The organism is Pseudomonas sp. AN3A02, assembly GCF_011765255.1.
Classification (GTDB): Bacteria; Pseudomonadota; Gammaproteobacteria; order Pseudomonadales; family Pseudomonadaceae; genus Aquipseudomonas.
Genome location: NZ_JAARNI010000002.1, coordinates 1 through 16,906, shown reverse-complemented (window position 1 = coordinate 16,906; position 16,906 = coordinate 1). Strand labels below are relative to the sequence as shown.

The following is a 16,906-nucleotide window of genomic DNA, read 5'->3' as shown; positions in this document are numbered from 1 at the left end:
ACTTCATTGGCACATTCCATTGTGAATTAATGACTTATGATGAAAGGTTCGGGCGCTCTAGCGCCACGCAGAGGCTCGTTGTAGAGCGTTTCTACGTTTCAATCAGCAGGTTTTCTCATTAGCATGGACGTTTGAAGCTAGTTCGATTTTTCAGATATGCAAACTTTTTGGAAAGGGATTGCGCATCGCTTCACTGTCTGGAAAGTTCAATCATTATTTAAATTATAAATTTGCCCGAAGGTTGTTTACTGTCATGCCTTTAAGTTATGAGGCGTTAGGGTTTATTAGCTATATCTAATAAACGCTGCTGGCGTTAGATAAATTAGTTGAGTGCACGCTTGTTGCCTCAACAGATATTTCTTTATTCAGGAATACCCATGTCCCAAGCGTCAGAAAAGCTTCGCCTCAACGCCTTGATCGCCTTGGTCGTGGGCTCGATGATCGGCGGCGGGATCTTCTCGTTGCCGCAGAACATGGCGGCGCGGGCTGAAGTGGGCGCGGTGTTGATTGGCTGGGGAATTACCGCGGTGGGTATGCTGACCCTGGCCTTCGTGTTCCAGACCTTGGCCAATCGCAAGCCAGAACTGGATTCCGGGGTGTATGCCTACGCCAAGGCCGGGTTCGGCGACTACATGGGCTTTTCTTCGGCCTGGGGCTACTGGATCAGCGCCTGGATGGGCAACGTCGGTTACTTCGTGTTGCTGTTCAGCACCCTTGGCTACTTCTTCCCGGTGTTCGGCCAGGGCAATACCCCGGTGGCCATCGGCTGTGCGTCAGTATTGCTGTGGGCTGTGCATTTTCTGGTGATGCGCGGGATCAAGGAGGCGGCGTTCATCAACCAGATCACCACCGTGGCCAAGATCGTGCCGTTGGTGATGTTTATCGTGATCGCCGCCGTGGCATTCAAGGCCGACATCTTTACCCGGGATATCTGGGGCCTGAGCAACCCGAAGTTCGGCGGCGTGGTGGACCAGGTGCGTAACATGATGCTGGTCACGGTGTTTGTGTTTATCGGCATCGAGGGCGCCAGTGTCTACTCGGCGCGGGCCGAGAAGCGCTCGGACGTGGGGCGGGCCACGGTGATTGGCTTTCTTGGCGTGTTGGCGCTGCTGGTGTTGGTCAACCTGCTGTCGCTTGGGATCATGAGCCAGCCGGAACTGGCCAACCTGCAAAACCCGTCCCTGGCCGGGGTGCTGGAACATATCGTCGGCCCGTGGGGTGCGCTGTTGATCAGCATCGGGCTGGCGGTTTCGTTGCTGGGTGCGCTGCTGTCGTGGGCGTTGCTCTGCGCCGAAATTCTCTACGCCACCGCCCATGACAAAACCATGCCCGCATTCCTGAAAAAGGAAAACGTCAACCAGGTGCCGGTCAACGCGTTGTGGCTAACCAATGTGATGATCCAGCTGTTCCTGGTGATCACGCTGTTTTCGGAAAGCACCTACACCACCCTGATCTACCTGGCGTCGTCGATGATTTTGGTGCCCTACCTGTGGTCGGCGGCTTATGCGGTGCTGTTGAGCGGGCGCGGTGAAACCTACGAAGGCGCTCATGGCGAACGCATGAAGGACTTGCTGGTGAGCCTGATCGCCCTGGCTTACGCGGTGTGGCTGCTTTACGCCGGAGGTTTGAAATACCTGCTGCTGTCGGCGCTGCTGTATGCGCCGGGGGTGATCCTGTTTGCCCTGGCCAAGCGCGAGCAGGGCCGGCCCTTGTTTACCCACCTGGAAAAAGGCATCTTCGCCTGCGTGTTCGCCGGGGCGAGCCTGGCGGCGTATGGGTTGTACAGCGGGGTGTTGTCGTTGTGAGGATGCAACTGGCGTATCAGGCGCCGTATGACTGGGCGGCGATGTTGGGCTTCTTGTCGGCGCGGGCGATCAGCGGGCTGGAGACGGTGGACGGCGGCGTGTACTCGCGCAGTATCAGTGTCGACGGTCAGCAGGGTTGGCTCAGTGTGTCGCCCGGGGCCGGTGATTGGCTTGAAGTAACGGTGGACTTCCCCGACCCGGCAGCGTTGCCGGAAATTGAGCGACGGTTACGTGACATGTTTGACCTGTCGGCTGACCCGACGCTGATCAACCGGCAACTGGCGAATGATCCCTTGATGGCGAGATTGATTGCGGCGCGTCCTGGCTTGCGGGTGCCTGGAACCTGGGATGGATTGGAGTTGGCGATCCGCGCGGTGTTGGGCCAGCAGATTACCGTGGTGGCGGCGATCAAGCTGGCGGGCAAGCTGGTGGCGCAGTACGGCACGCCGCTGGTGACGCCCCATGCCGGGGTGAGCCATGTATTTCCTTCAGGCGAGGTGCTGGCAGCAGCAGATTTGGCGACCCTCGGCATGCCGAAAAGTCGCGGGCGCACCTTGTCGGGTGTGGCCCAGGCCTTACTGGATGACCCGCAGATTTTCCAGCCGAAGGCGAGCCTGAAGGAAGGCGTGGCGCGGTTGGTCGCATTGCCCGGGATTGGAGACTGGACGGCGCAGTACATCGCCATGCGCCAGACGCGCGAGCAGGATGCGTTTGCCTCGGGGGATATCGGTTTGATCAATGCGCTGGTGGCGCTGGAAGGCGGGCCGGTAAGCCCACGCCAGTTGCTGGCGCGGGCCGAGGCCTGGCGACCGCTTAGAGCTTATGCGGCGCAGCATTTGTGGACATCACTGAGCCGGGTGGATTGATTCTGCATACCTGTGGCGAGGGAGCTTGCTCCCGCGGGGGCGCGAAGCGGCCCCAATAGCAGGGCCTGCTGCGCAGTCCAGCGGGAGCAAGCTCCCTCGCCACAGGATCTTCGCTCACCACTGAGGGCGGTGTGAGCCCAATTCCCCAGCGGGCAAATCCCATTGCAACGGTGTCCCGCTGATGGTCACCGGGGGCAGCAACCGGTGGGCCGGGCCCCAGGCTGTTTGCTCCACCACCAAGCCTTGATCGCCCGGTTCTTCGGCCCGCAGCGGTAGTTGTTCCGGGACTTGCCCTGCGTCCACCAACAGTTTTGCCGTGCGCGCGAGGGACAGCAGCGCCGAACCGCCGCGCCCGGATTTCAATCGTTCACTCAATGCCTGGATTGCACTGGCCGCCATCAAATACCCGGTGGCGTGATCCAGTGCCTGCAATGGCAGCGGCACCGGCTTGTCCGAGTTTTTCCACTGCTGGCCGGCCTCGGCAATCCCGGTACTCATTTGCACCAGGCTGTCGAACCCTCGCCGATTGCGCCACGGGCCGCTCCAGCCGTAAGCGTTCAGGCTGGCGTCGATCAGGCCGGGGGCGAGGGCTTGTAACGCGGCCTCACCGTAGCCCAACTGCTCCAATGCATCGGCGCGGTAGCCGTGCAGCAGAATATCGGCGTCCTTGAGCAGGTTTTCGAAGATTTGCCGGTCGTCGGCATTTTTCAGGTCCAGGCGGGCGCAGCGTTTGCCCAGGGTCATTTCCGGTACCACGCCGGGTTCGTTCCAGTCAGGGGAATCGATGCGCAGTACATCGGCGCCAAGGCCTGCCAGGAAACGACTGGCAGTGGGGCCGGCCAATACACGCGTCAGGTCCAGCACCTTGATGCCCGCCAGCGGCCTTGCCACCGAGCCCAGCCAGGTTTTGTCGCTGAGGGCTGCAAAGGTCTGGCGATGGACCAGCGGTTCCTGATTGACCGCCAAACCTTGTGGATGCACCTGCCAGTCTTGCCACGAGCGCATCTGCGCCGCACAGCCGTTGGCTTCGACGATCGCCTGTTCCAGCTCGGCAGCGTTCCAAGGCGCAACCTTCGCGGCCATCGCGTTACGGTCAGCGACCTGACCGAGTACGCGCTCGGCGGCGGCGCGGTGATGCGGTGCATTGGTGTGCAGGCGAATCCAGCCGTCGGCGCAGGCGTAGTCGCCGGCAATCGGGTCCCACAGCGGCGGTGTGGTCCAGCCATCGGGACGCAGGGACGAGGAGAACCAGAATGAGGCGAGGCGCCGGTCTACGGTCACCGAGGGCAGGCGCCCGGTTTGCTGCAGCAGCAACAGGGCAACTGCCTGGCCCGCCGCACCGATGCTGGCGCTGGCCAGCTCGGTGACGGCAAAGGTCGAGGGCAGCGCGCCGGCCTCGGTAAAGGCCAGCGGGGTGACGGGTAAATCGAGTGCTTCCTGGATGGGGGTGAGCAGATCAGTCATCAAAGGCCCTCCTAATGAGAAGGACCATCATAGAAGATCATCAGGGTTGAATGACAACCCCTGGCTCCAGCGGCAAATCCACGCTGGCGATAAAACCGCCGTCGGGATGATTCGCCAGGATCAGGCTGCCGCCATGCCGTTCTGCGGCGCGCCGCGCGATGGCCAGGCCCAGGCCGTGACCTTGGGCGGTTTGCCCCGGGGCGCGGTAAAACGGCTCGCCCAGTTGGCTCAGGTGTTCGGCGTCCACACCCGGGCCGTGGTCGCGCACGCTGATCACAATGCGTTCGCCCTGGTGTCTGGCGTCCAGTTCAATCGGTTGGCCCGGCGGGTTGAAGCGTTGGGCGTTGCGCAGCAGGTTGTCCACCGCGCGTTCGATCATGGTCGGCCAGCCCTTGAGGTGCAGCCCGGCCTCGGCATTGAGCTGTACGGGTTGGTCCGGCGCGCCGAGCAAGGCATCTTTTTGCAGGGTTTTGAGCAGTGGGTTGAGGTCGATGTCTTCGGCGCTGGCGTTGTCGGCATCCACCCGGGCGAGTACCAGGATCTCGCTGATCAGTGCTTCCAGGCGGTCGCATTCGCGGGTCAGGCGCGGCCAGAGTTTCTCCCGTGCCTCGGGTGTGGCGCGTTCTGCCAGGGCCAGGGCAATCCGCAGGCGGGCCAGGGGCGAGCGCAGTTCGTGGGACACGTCCCGCAGCAATTGGCGCTGGCTGCCGATCAGGCTTTGCAGGCGGGCGCCCATGCGGTTGAAGTCGGTAGCGAGCACGCCGAATTCATCGCGGCGGTTGGCCAGCCGCGCCAGGCTGTTTTGCTGGTAGGTAGTCTGGCCCAGGTCATGCACTGCGCTGCGCAGGCGGCTGAGGGGGCGGGTGATGGACAGCGTCACCAGCAGGCTGAACAGGGTCAGCACCACCAGCGCGATTGCCAGCGCACTCAACGGCCACAGCAGACTGCTGCGGTGCCAGGCGTCCAGCTCCGGGTGGGGAATGCGGTAGATCAGCAGGTAGGTATCGCCGGTTTTTTCGCTGGTGTACTCGGCGGTCAGGCGTCGCCAGGGCAGGTGGCGGTCCTGGCTGTCGTTTTGCCGGGCTTCGAGGGCGGCGGCGCGGCGCGGGAAAGTGCCGCGTACCACGGGCTCGCCACTTTCATTAAGCACTTGCACGTCGATGTGGTACTGACGCTTGCGCTGCTGCAGCAACTCCTGGGCGGCGTCCTCGCCTTGGGCCTCATAGAGCTGCGTCCATTCCTGCGCGAGGTTATTGAGCCCGGGGTGGCGGCTGAGAATCCAGGCGTCCTGGTTGAGCATATGCCCAAGCAGGATCGACAACCCGGCAACCAGGGCGATGGCCAGCCAGAAGCTGGCTAGGACGCGCCAGAACAATGAACGCACAAGAAACCCTCAAACAGGAAAAGCCCAGCGGCGTTGGCCACTGGGCTGGGAGTGAAGCTAGATCATTATTGCGCTTTTTGCGGCTGCTGGGCTTTCCAGGCCTGGAATTCCTTCCACTCGGCGCGGCGCTCGGCTTGTTTCTTGGCGATCTCGTCGAATTTCTTCTGTTGATCGGGTTTCAGCACGGCACGGATGTCGGCCTGGGTTTTCTGTTTGCCGGCAGCCATTTCGTCTTGCATGGCTTTCTGGTCAGCGGCCGGGAGTTTATCCAGGTACTTCTTGACCAGCTCTTTGCGAGCGTGCCACTGCTGGCCCATCAATTTGCCGATCTGCTGGCGCTGTTCAGGGCTCAGGTCCAGCTGGCTGAAAGGGCCACCTTTGCCCCGCATGCCGTGTTCACCGCCGTGGCCTGGGCCGCCCATCATGTGGCCTTCAGGGCCGCCCATCGGGCCTGGGCCTGGGCCTTCTGGCATGGCCGCCATGGCAACGGTGGGAAGGGCAGCAGCGAACATCAAAGCGATAAGGGTCTTGCGCATGGTGATTCTCCTGTCTCTATTCCGGTGAGTCCGGATGTGAGTAGATTACGGAGAACAAGGTCAGCGGCAGTCAGGGGACGGTAAAGCTTGGGTAAAGAGGATTTTGGGCAGGGCTGACAAAACTATTGGCGACCGTAGCAGCTGTGAAGCCTTGGCGAGGCTGCGATGCAGGCACCGCGGTCTATCCGTTGCACCGGGGTGATGCCATCGCAGCCTCGCCAAGGCTCGACAGCTCCCACAGGGGACAGGTGTTGTGCTTAGAGGCTGTAGTAGTAGCCGCGGCTACGCAGCGCCACGATCCGTGGCCGGCCATCCGGGTGCGGGCCGATCTTCTTGCGCAGGTTGCTGACGTGCATGTCCAGGCTGCGGTCATACAGGGTCAGCTTGCGGCCCAGGGCGATTTGCGCCAGGTCCTGCTTGTCCAGCGGCTCGCCCGGCTGGCGCAACAAAGCTTCCAGCAGACGGCTTTCGGAAACGGTCAGGGCAAATTCCTGTTCATCGATAGTGACCACGCCACGCACCGGGCTGAAGCACAGGTCACCCAGCTCCAGCTGTGTAGACACAGCGGCCGGGTGACTGCGGCGCAGCACGGCACGCAGGCGGGCGGTCAGTTCGCGAGGGTCGCAGGGCTTGGCCAGGTAGTCGTCGGCGCCCAGCTCCAGGCCGAGGATCCGGTCCAGCGGTTCGCCGCGAGCCGAGAGCATCAGCACTGGCAGCTCCGGGTGGTCGTTGCGCAATTGCTTGAGCAGCTCCAGGCCGCTGCCGTCGGGCAGCATCACGTCGAGCACTACGGCCGCCGGGGCGGCTTCGGCCAAAGCCTTGCGGGCGCTCAAGCCGTCATGGCAGGCGCGCACCTGGAAACCTTCCTGGCTCAACCAACTGGTCAGCAGCTCACAGAGCTCCTGGTCATCATCTATCAGTAACAGCTCGCTCATGACTCACTCAATTTAGCCATTGTCGACGGCGCCGGTGCCCGCCACTGGCGAAGATCCCGCACAGCAGGGCGATCAGCGCGACTGCTCCACCGGTCACGAACCATTGCTGTTGCTCGGTAAGCCAGCGTGGCAAGGCACTGCCCTGTGCTTCTTTGAGTTGCTGGACCAGGCGTTGGTTCTCCTGGCGCAGTTTACTCAGTTGGGTACTTTCCCGGGTGGCGTCAGCACTTTGCAATTGCTTGCTCAGTTCATCCCGCTGCCGTTCGCTTTCTTTCAAACGTTGCTGCAAATCGGTGATCTGGCTGCCGGCACTCAAGGACAGGGGCGTGGAACTGCCGGTGTTCGAGGTTTCTTCAGCGTGGGCCGTAGCCCCGATCATTAACACTGCCAACAGACACAACTGACGTAAGCGCATCGGAACTCCTGATTCCACACGAATATTCAGAACGTTGTCGGCAGGTTACCGGGAATAATGAGCGTTTAGGAGTGCGCTGAAGCCATTTGGTTCAGCGCGCAACGAATCAAGGCAGGACTTGCTTGAACGGCTTGACCAGAACATGGGCATACACGCCGGCCGCGACATATGGATCAGCGTCGGCCCAGGCCTGCGCCGCCGCCAGGGAGGCGAACTCGGCGACGATCAGGCTACCGGTGAAACCGGCGTCTCCCGGGTCATTGCTGTCGACTGCCGGGTGCGGGCCGGCGAGCACGATACGGCCTTCGGCTTGCAGTTGCTTCAGGCGCTCAACGTGGGCCGGGCGCACGCCCAGGCGTTTTTCCAGGGAGTTGGCGACGTCGGTGGCAATGATGGCGTAGAGCATGTCAGTCCTCGGTTTTCGGCGTGGTAGGGTCGGTGTCATGCAGGTGGCGCGACAGGTAGATACCCTGGCCGACCAGGAACAGCACGGTCATGCCCAGGCTGCCGAACACCTTGAAGTCCACCCAGTAGCTCTGGAAGGTGAAGGCGACGAACAGGTTGGCGGCGCCGCAGAACAGGAAAAACACGATCCAGGCGATGTTCAGGCGCACCCAGATCGGGTCCGGCAAGCTCAGCGCGTGGCCCATGATCCGCTTGATCAGCAAGCGGTCACCGATAAAGTGGCTGCCGATAAAGGCCAGGGCGAACAGCCAGTTGACCACCGGGGCTTTCCATTTAAGGAAGGTTTCGCTGTGGAAGGCCAGTGTCAGGCTGCCGAAGACGAGGCAGGCGATCAGGGTCAGCCATTGGCTTTTTTCCAGCTTGCGCTGGGAGATGAAGAGCGCGCCGTAGACCACCACGGAGCTGATGATCAGCACCGCCGTGGCACTGTAGATGCCACCGACTGTCAGCTCGTGGCCGGCAATATCGATAACGCGAGGGTCGATTTTGTAAACGATGAAAAACAGCAACAGCGGGATGAAGTCGATGAATTGTTTCACAGTAAGAGCCAGAAGCTGGATGTGGCGGCATAATAACAAACATCCTTGGTAGCGAAAGCGCCAGCTGACTTGAGGTTACACACTCCCGTGAATGTTGATTTGCACTGCCATAGCACAGCCTCCGACGGCGCCCTGGCGCCCGCGGTCCTGGTTGCGCGTGCGTTTGAAAAAGGCGTGCGAGTCCTGTCGTTGACCGACCACGACACCCTCGAAGGCCTGGCAGAGGCCCGTGAAGCGGCGGATGCGTTGGGCATGCAACTGGTCAACGGGGTTGAATTGTCCTGCACCTGGGGCGGCGCAACCATCCACGTATTGGGCTACGGTTTCGACGTCAACGCGCCGCCGCTGGTGGAGGCCATCGCCAAATTGCACGATGGCCGCTGGCTGCGGTCCGAAGAAATAAGCCGCAAGCTGGCCCTCAAGGGCATGCCCAACGGTCTGGAAGGCGCCCGCGCGATCCAGCAGGAGCTGGGCGACAGCGGCAACGCCCCGGCCCGTCCGCACTTTGCCGACTGGATGGTGCGTGAAGGTTTTGTAAAGGATCGCGCCGAAGCGTTCCGCAAATGGCTGGGTGCCGGCAAGCTGGGGGACGTCAAGCAACACTGGCCAACCCTGGAAGACACCGTCGGCACATTGCGGGCAGCAGGTGCCTGGGTCAGCCTGGCGCACCCGTGGCATTACGATTTCACCCGCAGCAAGCGCCGCAAGTTGATTGGCGACTATATTGGAGCGGGCGGCCACGCAATTGAAGTGGTCAACGGGCATCAACCCGCCGAACAGGTGGGTAGTTTGGCGATTCTTGCCCGCGAATTTGGTCTGCTGGTCAGCGCCGGCAGTGATTTTCATGGCCCTGGCGGCTGGTCCGAGATTGGCGAGTACCGCGCCGTCCCGGAAGATTTGCCGCCCCTTTGGTGTCGCTTCAAACATGACCCCATTATTGCCACCGTCTGAACAGGTAGAACACGTGAGTCAATTCTTCCAGATTCATCCGGAAAACCCGCAGGCGCGCCTGATCAAACAGGCCGTGGAGATTATCCGTGCCGGTGGCGTGGTGATCTACCCCACGGATTCCTCCTACGCAATCGGTTGCCAGATCGGCGACAAGAATGCGGTCGAGCGCGTAAGACGCTTGCGTGACCTGGACAAGAACCACAACTTCGCACTGATTTGCAGCGACCTGTCCCAACTAGGACTGTTCGCCAAGGTAGACACCGGCACCTTCCGCCTGCTCAAGGCCCACACGCCTGGCCCCTACACCTTCATCCTCAACGCCACCCGCGAAGTGCCGCGCCTGCTGCTGCACCCGAAGAAGCGCACCATCGGCCTGCGGGTGCCGGAACACCCGATCGCCCTGGCGCTGCTGGCCGAACTCGGTGAGCCGCTGATGAGCGTGTCGCTGATCCTGCCGGGTGAAACCGAGCCGTTGTACGACCCTTACGAAATGCGCCGCCTCCTGGAAAAACACGTCGACCTGATCATCGACGGCGGCTACGGCGGCAACAAGGCCTCCACCGTGATCAACCTGGCCGACGGCGAGCCGGAAGTGGTGCGCGTGGGTTGTGGCGACCCGGCACCGTTCATGGTCGAGGCCTGAATGTCGGCCGTGGAATCCGTCGACAGCCAGGCGGGCGCCCAGCAGGAACTGCCATTTGCCATGGTCTACGGTCAAGCCGTCATGGAAATGCCGCTGGACCTGTACATTCCGCCGGACGCCCTGGAAGTCTTCCTCGAAGCCTTCGAAGGCCCGCTGGACTTGCTGCTGTACCTGATCCGCAAACAGAACATCAACATCCTCGACATCCCGGTGGCGGAAATCACCCGCCAATACATGGGCTATGTCGAGTTGATGCAGACCGTGCGCCTGGAACTGGCTGCCGAGTACCTGGTGATGGCCGCGATGCTCGCGGAGATCAAGTCGCGCATGCTGCTGCCGCGCTCGGAAAGCATCGAGGCGGAAGAGGATGACCCGCGCGCCGAACTGATCCGCCGCCTGCAGGAGTACGAACGCTTCAAGGCCGCTGCCGAAGGCATCGACGGCCTGAGCCGGGTTGGTCGCGATGTGGTGGTGCCCAAGCTCGACGCCCCGGAAGCCCGGGCGCGCAAACTGCTGCCAGACGTAAGCCTGGAAGAATTGCTGATGTCCATGGCCGAAGTACTGCGCCGTGGCGATATGTTTGAAAGCCACCAGGTCAGCCGTGAGGCGCTGTCCACCCGCGAGCGCATGAGCGATGTGCTGGACCGCCTCAAGGGCGGCGGGTTTGTGCCTTTCGTCGAACTGTTTACCAAGGAAGAAGGGCGCCTGGGGGTGGTGGTGACCTTTATGGCGGTCCTCGAACTGGTCAAGGAATCCTTGGTCGAGCTGGTCCAGAATGAGCCTTTTGCGGCTATCCACGTGCGGGCGCGAGCCGAATAAAGAGCTGAATCGATGAATCTGACTGAACCCCGCGAACTGGCCCCGCTGCTGGAGGCCTTTCTCCTGGCCTCGGGCAAGCCGCAATCCCTGGAACGCCTGTTCGAACTGTTTGAAGAAGCCGAGCGCCCTGAGCCGCCGGTGTTCAAGAAGGCGTTGGAGATTCTGCGCAAGTCCTGCGACGGCCGTGCTTTTGAGCTGCGGGAAGTGGCTTCCGGGTATCGCCTGCAAATCCGCGAGAAGTTTTCGCCGTGGGTTGGCCGCCTCTGGGAAGAGCGCCCGCAACGTTATTCCCGGGCGATGCTGGAAACCATGGCGCTGATCGCCTATCGCCAGCCGATCACCCGGGGCGAGATCGAAGACGTACGGGGCGTGGCGGTCAACAGCCATATCGTCAAGACGTTGCTGGAGCGTGAGTGGATTCGGATCGTTGGCTATCGGGATGTGCCCGGCAAGCCGGCGATGTTTGCTACCACCAAGGTGTTCCTCGACCACTTCAACCTGAAAAACCTCGACGATTTGCCGCCGTTGGCCGAACTGCGGGAGATGGAACCGGACCCGGTGCTGGACTTCGACGACGCCCCGGTGCCGGCAAGTTTGCAGGAACTGGCGGACGCCAGCGCCGAGCCGGAAGAGCCGAAGGACGAAACCAGCTTCCATACGCTGTTGCTGGAACTGGACGACATGGAGCAAGGCATCAAGACCGACTTCGACGATTTGCTGCGTGATGGCGCGGTGGGTGAGGGTGAGCCGGAGCCTGCGCTGCAACTGAACGTTGAGGTTGAGCCGCCAGTCGAAGTTGAAGATGAGCCCGAGCCTGAACCCGAGGAGGACATCCTCGGCGTCGCCGAAGCCCGTGCCAAACTCCTGGCCGCCGTAGCGGCGCTTGAACAACCGCCGCTAAGCGACGAAGAAGACGAAGCCCGCGCCCTGGCCGAAGCCATCGAAAACGAGCGCCGCCAATTCGAAGACTGACACGCTGCCCTGTAGGAGCGAGCTTGCTCGCGAAGGTCGTGAACGATAACGCGGGGAATCAGATGCCCAACGGCGCCCTCAGGTTTTTCGCGAGCAAGCTCGCTCCTACATATGGGCACCACTGGTCGGCGCAATGCCACGTGAGCCACTACTTATCGACTAGTCTTTGATGCGCAATGCGCGGCTTACGCGTATGATTCGCGACCCTTTGGCGATGCGTTCGCCAAAAGCCCAGCTTTTACTATCTTCAGGCCAAGCCTGAATCGACACACCGGGAGGTGCTTAAGATGAGTGACCAAGACCAGAAAGACAGCCAGGAAATCGGCCCCGCAGGTGAAAAACTGCAGAAAGTCCTCGCCCGTATCGGCGTAGGTTCGCGCCGCGACGTAGAAGCCTGGATCACCCAGAAGCGCATCAAGGTCAACGGCGTTGAAGCCACCCTTGGCCAGCGCGTCGACCTGCATGACGCCATCACCATTGATGGCAAGGTCATCAAGCGTGAAGAGGCCGCCGAATCGGTGCGCCGCGTCATCATGTACAACAAGCCTGATGGCGAAATCTGCACCCGTGACGACCCGGAAGGCCGTCCAACCGTATTCGACAAGATGCCGCGCCCTAAAGAAGGCCGCTGGATCAACATCGGTCGTCTCGACATCAACACCACCGGTTTGCTGATGTTCACCACCGACGGTGAACTGGCCAACCGCCTGATGCACCCTTCCTACGAGATGGACCGTGAATACGCCGTCCGTGTGCGTGGCGAAGTCGATGACGAAATGATCGAGCGCCTGAAAGCCGGCGTCGTGCTGGAAGACGGCCCGGCCAAGTTCACCGACATCAAGCAGGCTCCAGGCGGCGAAGGCTTCAACCATTGGTACCACTGCGTAGTGATGGAAGGCCGTAACCGTGAAGTACGTCGCTTGTGGGAATCCCAGGGCCTGGTGGTCAGCCGCCTGAAGCGCGTGCGTTTCGGCCCGGTGTTCCTCAACTCCGACCTGCCGATGGGCCGCTGGCGCGAAATGAGCCAGTTCGAAGTCGACATCCTGAGTGCCGAAGTTGGCCTGACGCCGGTGGCCATGCCGCAGATGAACGCCAAGAGCAAAGACAAGCTCGAGCGTATGCAGCGTAAATCGTCGCGTCCTGTGGCACGTACCGACCGTGTTGCCCGCACCCTGCGCCCTGCGCTGGATGCACCGGCCACTGGCGGTCGTATCTCCCGCGAGCCGCACATCGAAGGCGAGCGTCGTCCTTCGGCCCCGGCTCGTCAGGATGGCGAACGTGCTCCGCGCGCACCGCGTCCAGCGGGTCGTGGTGGTGATGCCCCAACGGGCGGTCGCGGTAACCGTGGCGAGTCTGGCCGTGGTGCTCCGGCTGCGGGCCGTCCCGACGACAGCGCCAGCACCAAACGCCCAGCCAAGCCATCGCCGAAAAAGCGCCCGGGCTTGAAACTGGTCGATGACGCGCCATCGGGCAAGCGTCGTGGTGCACCGGCCGGTTCCGGCCAGCGTCCAGGTTTTGGTCGCAAGAAGCCGCAGTGATTCGTTAAGCGCTGCATAAAAACGCCAACCCTCGGGTTGGCGTTTTTTTTGGTCTGGATTTGGAACCTGCTCTATAAAGCAAAGCAGGTCCATTGTGGGAGCGGGCTTGCTCGCGAATGCGGTGTGTCAGTTGATACATCTGATGACTGACCCACCGCATTCGCGAGCAAGCCAGCTCCCACATTTGATCTTCATTGTTTTGGCGGACGTGTCAGAACATGAAAGCCCCATCGAACACGGGTTTATCGTCGAGGGCTAGCACGCCACTGGCGAAGATCAGGTCCAGATGATGGCTGCCTTTCTGCCCGCCACCCAAGCCCAGGTGCAGCCCGCAATGGCGCTCTTCAAAGCCGGCATTGCGCGCATACAAATCCTTCACGCCTTCATTGGTGCCAATGCCCAGTTCCTCCACCCGACGGTTGGACGGGTTGGCATTCAGGTATTTGTTGAAGTCATCCGCCAGCCCCGGCACTTCACTGGCCACGGTGCAGATGGTCGAGTTCTCGATCCACAGTTCCAGCGGTGATTGCAGCACGCCGTATTTGCGCGCAAAGGGAATGGTGCTGAGGAAGGTGCCTACAAACCGCACCTGGCCATTGATGGCTTCGCTATGGGTCGCGATCTCGCCGGGCGCCAGGTCGTGGTTGCCGACGCCGTTGATATTGGTCCACTTCTTGATGCTGCTCATGGGCGCTTCAAGGCGCGAGCCATGCTGGTCGGTGAAACTCAACATGCTGGCCTGGGACATGCGCCGGATCAACGTGGCGTTAAGGTCGGCAATCCGCTGTGGGGCGACGCTGAAGGTGTCGTAGAAATAGTCGCCATAGTCCTTGAGCAGCAGGGATTTTTTCCAGTGCTCGGCCATCACGCCTTGCAGCGCGCGGATAAAGTCCGGGCCCTCGGCACGTGGGTTGGGCAAGGTCGAGGAATCGTAGAGAAACATGTACAGGTCGCAGTCTTCGATGGCCTTGGCCAGCGCTTCGCTGGGGGCCTGGTCCAGGCGTTGTACCTGGAAGTCGAAACGGGCGGCGCTGCCTTGGGTGATCGATTGCGCGATGGCGTCGTAGCGTTCGGTATGGCCGAGCAGAATGGTGGGGCGGTGCAGGCCGGTGAGGGCCGGGTGATGGGCGAGGTAATAGAGAAAATGTTCGACGGCGCGGGCCTTGTCCATGACGTCCTTCCTTCAAAGCCTTCGGTAGGAGCAGTGGCAGGTGCGGCGTCCCGCACCTGCCGGGGTGCCTGATCAGATTAGAAAGGCCACATCGCGGTGCCGAACGGCACAACGGCATCGGCTTGCATCATTTCAACGGCGGCCTCGTGGGTCGGCGCTTCAAACCAATCGTCGAGTTGCAGTTCGGTTTCCAGGTCGTTTTCCAGTGCTTGCATGGTGAATCTCCTAGATGACTGTGTTTGAGAACGAGCTTGCCAGCGGGCTGCGCTGGGCAAGTGGATGAACCTAGAAGAGAGTGTTGGGGAATGCAAAATTTTTATTGACACGGTTTCATTTGGATTTTTTATTCTGTTTTGATGGCGATTTGGTTTATGTCGACGAAACAGTCAGTTGGTTCCGTCTTCCTGTCGGAAAGGTCTCACCGTCAATTTCTCGATATCTGAAAGAATTTTCCCAATGTCCCTGCTCTCCGCCGCATCGCATCCTGTCGGCCCAGACAGGTTTGGCGGTGTACAATGCGCCGCGTTTTACTGTGATCCCACTATTCAGGGCTATCCGCCCCGTGCACTCCGGCTGGCCACAAGCCAGCCGGCTTCGATTTCGTCACAGATCAAACCTTGCGTGAGACCCTTTCCATGAGTGAAGCCAACTCGCATTCAGGCGAGCTGAAGCGCGGCCTGAAAAATCGTCATATTCAACTTATCGCCCTCGGTGGCGCGATTGGCACCGGGTTGTTCCTGGGTTCGGCTGGCGTGCTGAAATCCGCCGGGCCGTCGATGATCCTCGGTTATGCCATCTGCGGTTTTATCGCCTTCATGATCATGCGCCAGCTGGGCGAGATGATCGTCGAAGAGCCGGTAGCCGGTTCCTTCAGCCACTTTGCCCACAAATACTGGGGCGGTTTCGCCGGTTTTCTGTCGGGCTGGAACTGCTGGATCCTGTACATCCTGGTGGGCATGTCGGAGCTGACGGCCGTCGGCAAGTACGTGCATTACTGGTGGCCCGAGATCCCGACCTGGGTGTCGGCGGCGGCGTTTTTTGTGCTGATCAATGTGATCAATCTGTCCAACGTCAAAGTCTTCGGCGAGGCCGAGTTCTGGTTTGCGATCATCAAGGTGGTTGCCATTGTTGGCATGATCGCCCTGGGCAGTTATCTGCTGGTGAGCGGCACCGGCGGGCCGCAGGCTTCGGTGACCAACCTGTGGGAGCACGGTGGGTTCTTTCCCCATGGTGTGGGTGGTTTGGTGATGGCCATGGCGATCATCATGTTCTCGTTTGGTGGTCTGGAGATGCTCGGGTTTACCGCGGCTGAGGCGGACCAGCCGCGCACGGTGATTCCGAAGGCGATCAATCAGGTGATCTACCGGATTCTGATTTTCTACATCGGTGCGTTGGTGGTGCTGTTGTCGTTGACGCCTTGGGACAGTTTGCTGGAGACCCTGAACGCTTCGGGTGACGCTTATAGCGGCAGTCCGTTTGTGCAGGTGTTTTCGATGTTGGGCAGTAATACGGCGGCGCACATTCTCAACTTTGTGGTGTTGACGGCGGCGTTGTCGGTTTACAACAGCGGCACTTACTGCAATAGCCGGATGTTGTTGGGGATGGCCGAGCAGGGTGACGCGCCTCGCGCATTGGCGAAGATCGACAAGCGTGGGGTGCCGGTGCGGTCGATCCTCGCTTCGGCGGCGATTACGTTGGTGGCGGTGTTGATGAATTATCTGATTCCGCAGCATGCGCTGGAGTTGCTGATGTCGCTGGTGGTGGCGACCCTGGTGATTAACTGGGCGATGATCAGCTTTTCGCACTTCAAGTTCCGCCAGCACATGGACCGTACCGGGCAGGTGCCGTTGTTCAAGGCGCTTTGGTATCCGTATGGCAATTATGTTTGCCTGGCGTTTGTGGTGTTTATTCTTGGCGTGATGCTGCTGATTCCGGGGATTCAGGTGTCGGTGTATGCGATTCCGGTTTGGGTGGTGTTTATGTGGGTTTGCTACGGGATCAAGAACAGGCGTAAGGCTCGGGATGGGGTGGCCTTGGACCGGGGGTGATCTTGAGTACATATCCGTTGCTGCGGTAACGGCTACTTATGGTTCCGCTCTTACAGCGGGTCACTTTTGGCAAACGCCCCAAAAGTAACCAAAAGGTCTTTGCCCCACCACTCGGTGCCTCGCCTAGGCTCGGCATGCCCGCACTCCGGCTCGGCTCCGCGGGCCGCCGCGACGGGCCATCCATGGCCCGGCGCGGCTAAATCGGCTTCCCTGCCGATTTACCCGCTCCACCGTGCCTACTTGCGGCCATCGTGGTTGACGGGGCCCGCAGATCAAGATCACAAGCAGATCAAAAGCAAGAGCACAGCGGCCTCCCGGCCGGCTTGAGTGTTAGAAGCAGAGGCAAGATCCAGAG

The 16,906-nt window shown here is 60.9% G+C and carries 17 protein-coding genes and 1 pseudogene; 9 read left to right on the top strand and 9 right to left on the bottom strand.

What is annotated here, in order from left to right:
- The first annotated feature begins 377 nt into the window (after positions 1 to 377).
- Both arcD and HBJ59_RS09890 read left to right on the top strand, forming a co-directional pair.
- On the top strand, positions 378 to 1,805 hold the full coding sequence (arcD, locus tag HBJ59_RS09895; RefSeq protein WP_167663463.1) for an arginine-ornithine antiporter: 1,428 nt from the start codon (positions 378 to 380) through the stop codon (positions 1,803 to 1,805).
- A gap of 2 nt (positions 1,806 to 1,807) precedes the next feature.
- On the top strand, positions 1,808 to 2,671 hold the full coding sequence (locus HBJ59_RS09890) for a DNA-3-methyladenine glycosylase (RefSeq protein ID WP_167663941.1): 864 nt from the start codon (positions 1,808 to 1,810) through the stop codon (positions 2,669 to 2,671).
- Between the two features lie 114 nt (positions 2,672 to 2,785).
- Here HBJ59_RS09890 and HBJ59_RS09885 read toward each other — a convergent pair whose 3' ends face one another.
- From HBJ59_RS09885 to HBJ59_RS09855, 7 genes are all read right to left on the bottom strand, one after another.
- Positions 2,786 to 4,135 (bottom strand): CoA transferase, encoded by a 1,350-nt coding sequence (locus HBJ59_RS09885; protein ID WP_167663462.1) that lies wholly within the window; start codon positions 4,133 to 4,135, stop codon positions 2,786 to 2,788.
- 40 nt (positions 4,136 to 4,175) lie between these two features.
- Complete coding sequence (locus tag HBJ59_RS09880) at positions 4,176 to 5,519, bottom strand: HAMP domain-containing sensor histidine kinase (protein WP_167663461.1); 1,344 nt, start codon at positions 5,517 to 5,519, stop codon at positions 4,176 to 4,178.
- Between the two features lie 65 nt (positions 5,520 to 5,584).
- Positions 5,585 to 6,055 (bottom strand): LTXXQ domain protein, encoded by a 471-nt coding sequence (locus HBJ59_RS09875; protein ID WP_167663460.1) that lies wholly within the window; start codon positions 6,053 to 6,055, stop codon positions 5,585 to 5,587.
- Between the two features lie 257 nt (positions 6,056 to 6,312).
- A complete protein-coding gene (locus HBJ59_RS09870; protein ID WP_076015883.1) occupies positions 6,313 to 6,990 on the bottom strand; it encodes a response regulator transcription factor in 678 nt (225 codons plus the stop codon).
- A 7-nt stretch (positions 6,991 to 6,997) separates the two neighbouring features.
- Positions 6,998 to 7,405 (bottom strand): hypothetical protein, encoded by a 408-nt coding sequence (locus HBJ59_RS09865; protein ID WP_003220067.1) that lies wholly within the window; start codon positions 7,403 to 7,405, stop codon positions 6,998 to 7,000.
- A 106-nt stretch (positions 7,406 to 7,511) separates the two neighbouring features.
- Positions 7,512 to 7,811, bottom strand: coding sequence for a YciI family protein (locus tag HBJ59_RS09860; RefSeq protein ID WP_076015882.1), 300 nt, complete (start codon positions 7,809 to 7,811; stop codon positions 7,512 to 7,514).
- A gap of 1 nt (position 7,812) precedes the next feature.
- Positions 7,813 to 8,409, bottom strand: a complete 597-nt coding sequence (locus HBJ59_RS09855; RefSeq protein ID WP_076015881.1) for a septation protein A — start codon at positions 8,407 to 8,409, stop codon at positions 7,813 to 7,815.
- An 87-nt stretch (positions 8,410 to 8,496) separates the two neighbouring features.
- Between HBJ59_RS09855 and HBJ59_RS09850 the strand changes: the two genes are divergently transcribed.
- The 6 genes and pseudogenes from HBJ59_RS09850 (at position 8,497) to rluB (ending at position 13,332) form a co-directional block, all read left to right on the top strand.
- The gene (locus HBJ59_RS09850) at positions 8,497 to 9,360 is read left to right on the top strand and encodes a PHP domain-containing protein (protein WP_076015880.1); all 864 of its coding nucleotides are present in this window, start codon (positions 8,497 to 8,499) and stop codon (positions 9,358 to 9,360) included.
- A 13-nt stretch (positions 9,361 to 9,373) separates the two neighbouring features.
- Positions 9,374 to 10,003: an L-threonylcarbamoyladenylate synthase gene (locus HBJ59_RS09845; RefSeq protein ID WP_143503604.1), complete on the top strand. Its 630-nt coding sequence runs from the start codon at positions 9,374 to 9,376 to the stop codon at positions 10,001 to 10,003.
- A 120-nt stretch (positions 10,004 to 10,123) separates the two neighbouring features.
- Entirely contained in the window at positions 10,124 to 10,822 is a 699-nt protein-coding gene (locus HBJ59_RS09840; RefSeq protein WP_173860391.1) for a ScpA family protein, read from the top strand.
- A 12-nt stretch (positions 10,823 to 10,834) separates the two neighbouring features.
- Complete coding sequence (scpB, locus tag HBJ59_RS09835) at positions 10,835 to 11,794, top strand: SMC-Scp complex subunit ScpB (RefSeq protein ID WP_167663458.1); 960 nt, start codon at positions 10,835 to 10,837, stop codon at positions 11,792 to 11,794.
- Positions 11,782 to 11,904 (top strand): annotated as a pseudogene (locus tag HBJ59_RS31465) (outer membrane lipoprotein carrier protein LolA); the annotation flags it as partial. The gene scpB and the pseudogene HBJ59_RS31465, both read left to right, overlap by 13 nt.
- A gap of 177 nt (positions 11,905 to 12,081) precedes the next feature.
- Positions 12,082 to 13,332 (top strand): 23S rRNA pseudouridine(2605) synthase RluB, encoded by a 1,251-nt coding sequence (gene rluB / locus HBJ59_RS09830; RefSeq protein ID WP_076015876.1) that lies wholly within the window; start codon positions 12,082 to 12,084, stop codon positions 13,330 to 13,332.
- A 211-nt stretch (positions 13,333 to 13,543) separates the two neighbouring features.
- Here rluB and HBJ59_RS09825 read toward each other — a convergent pair whose 3' ends face one another.
- Positions 13,544 to 14,503: a leucyl aminopeptidase gene (locus HBJ59_RS09825; protein WP_167663457.1), complete on the bottom strand. Its 960-nt coding sequence runs from the start codon at positions 14,501 to 14,503 to the stop codon at positions 13,544 to 13,546.
- Positions 14,504 to 14,580: 77 nt separating this feature from the next.
- Positions 14,581 to 14,718 carry a hypothetical protein gene (locus tag HBJ59_RS09820; RefSeq protein WP_003175756.1) on the bottom strand — a complete coding sequence of 46 codons (138 nt, stop codon included), beginning with the start codon at positions 14,716 to 14,718 and terminating at the stop codon, positions 14,581 to 14,583.
- A 420-nt stretch (positions 14,719 to 15,138) separates the two neighbouring features.
- Between HBJ59_RS09820 and HBJ59_RS09815 the strand changes: the two genes are divergently transcribed.
- Positions 15,139 to 16,551, top strand: coding sequence for an amino acid permease (locus HBJ59_RS09815; protein ID WP_076015874.1), 1,413 nt, complete (start codon positions 15,139 to 15,141; stop codon positions 16,549 to 16,551).
- The last annotated feature ends 355 nt before the right edge of the window (positions 16,552 to 16,906 follow it).

Excerpts from the sequence above, each read along its gene's own strand:
- arcD (WP_167663463.1), top strand. The coding sequence starts at position 378 with ATGTCCCAAGCGTCAGAAAAGCTTCGCCTCAACGCCTTGATCGCCTTG.
- HBJ59_RS09890 (WP_167663941.1), top strand. The coding sequence starts at position 1,808 with ATGCAACTGGCGTATCAGGCGCCGTATGACTGGGCGGCGATGTTGGGC.
- HBJ59_RS09885 (WP_167663462.1), bottom strand. The coding sequence starts at position 4,135 with ATGACTGATCTGCTCACCCCCATCCAGGAAGCACTCGATTTACCCGTC.
- HBJ59_RS09875 (WP_167663460.1), bottom strand. The coding sequence starts at position 6,055 with ATGCGCAAGACCCTTATCGCTTTGATGTTCGCTGCTGCCCTTCCCACC.
- HBJ59_RS09870 (WP_076015883.1), bottom strand. The coding sequence starts at position 6,990 with ATGAGCGAGCTGTTACTGATAGATGATGACCAGGAGCTCTGTGAGCTG.
- HBJ59_RS09865 (WP_003220067.1), bottom strand. The coding sequence starts at position 7,405 with ATGCGCTTACGTCAGTTGTGTCTGTTGGCAGTGTTAATGATCGGGGCT.
- HBJ59_RS09860 (WP_076015882.1), bottom strand. The coding sequence starts at position 7,811 with ATGCTCTACGCCATCATTGCCACCGACGTCGCCAACTCCCTGGAAAAA.
- scpB (WP_167663458.1), top strand. The coding sequence starts at position 10,835 with ATGAATCTGACTGAACCCCGCGAACTGGCCCCGCTGCTGGAGGCCTTT.
- rluB (WP_076015876.1), top strand. The coding sequence starts at position 12,082 with ATGAGTGACCAAGACCAGAAAGACAGCCAGGAAATCGGCCCCGCAGGT.
- HBJ59_RS09825 (WP_167663457.1), bottom strand. The coding sequence starts at position 14,503 with ATGGACAAGGCCCGCGCCGTCGAACATTTTCTCTATTACCTCGCCCAT.
- HBJ59_RS09820 (WP_003175756.1), bottom strand. The coding sequence starts at position 14,718 with ATGCAAGCACTGGAAAACGACCTGGAAACCGAACTGCAACTCGACGAT.
- HBJ59_RS09815 (WP_076015874.1), top strand. The coding sequence starts at position 15,139 with ATGAGTGAAGCCAACTCGCATTCAGGCGAGCTGAAGCGCGGCCTGAAA.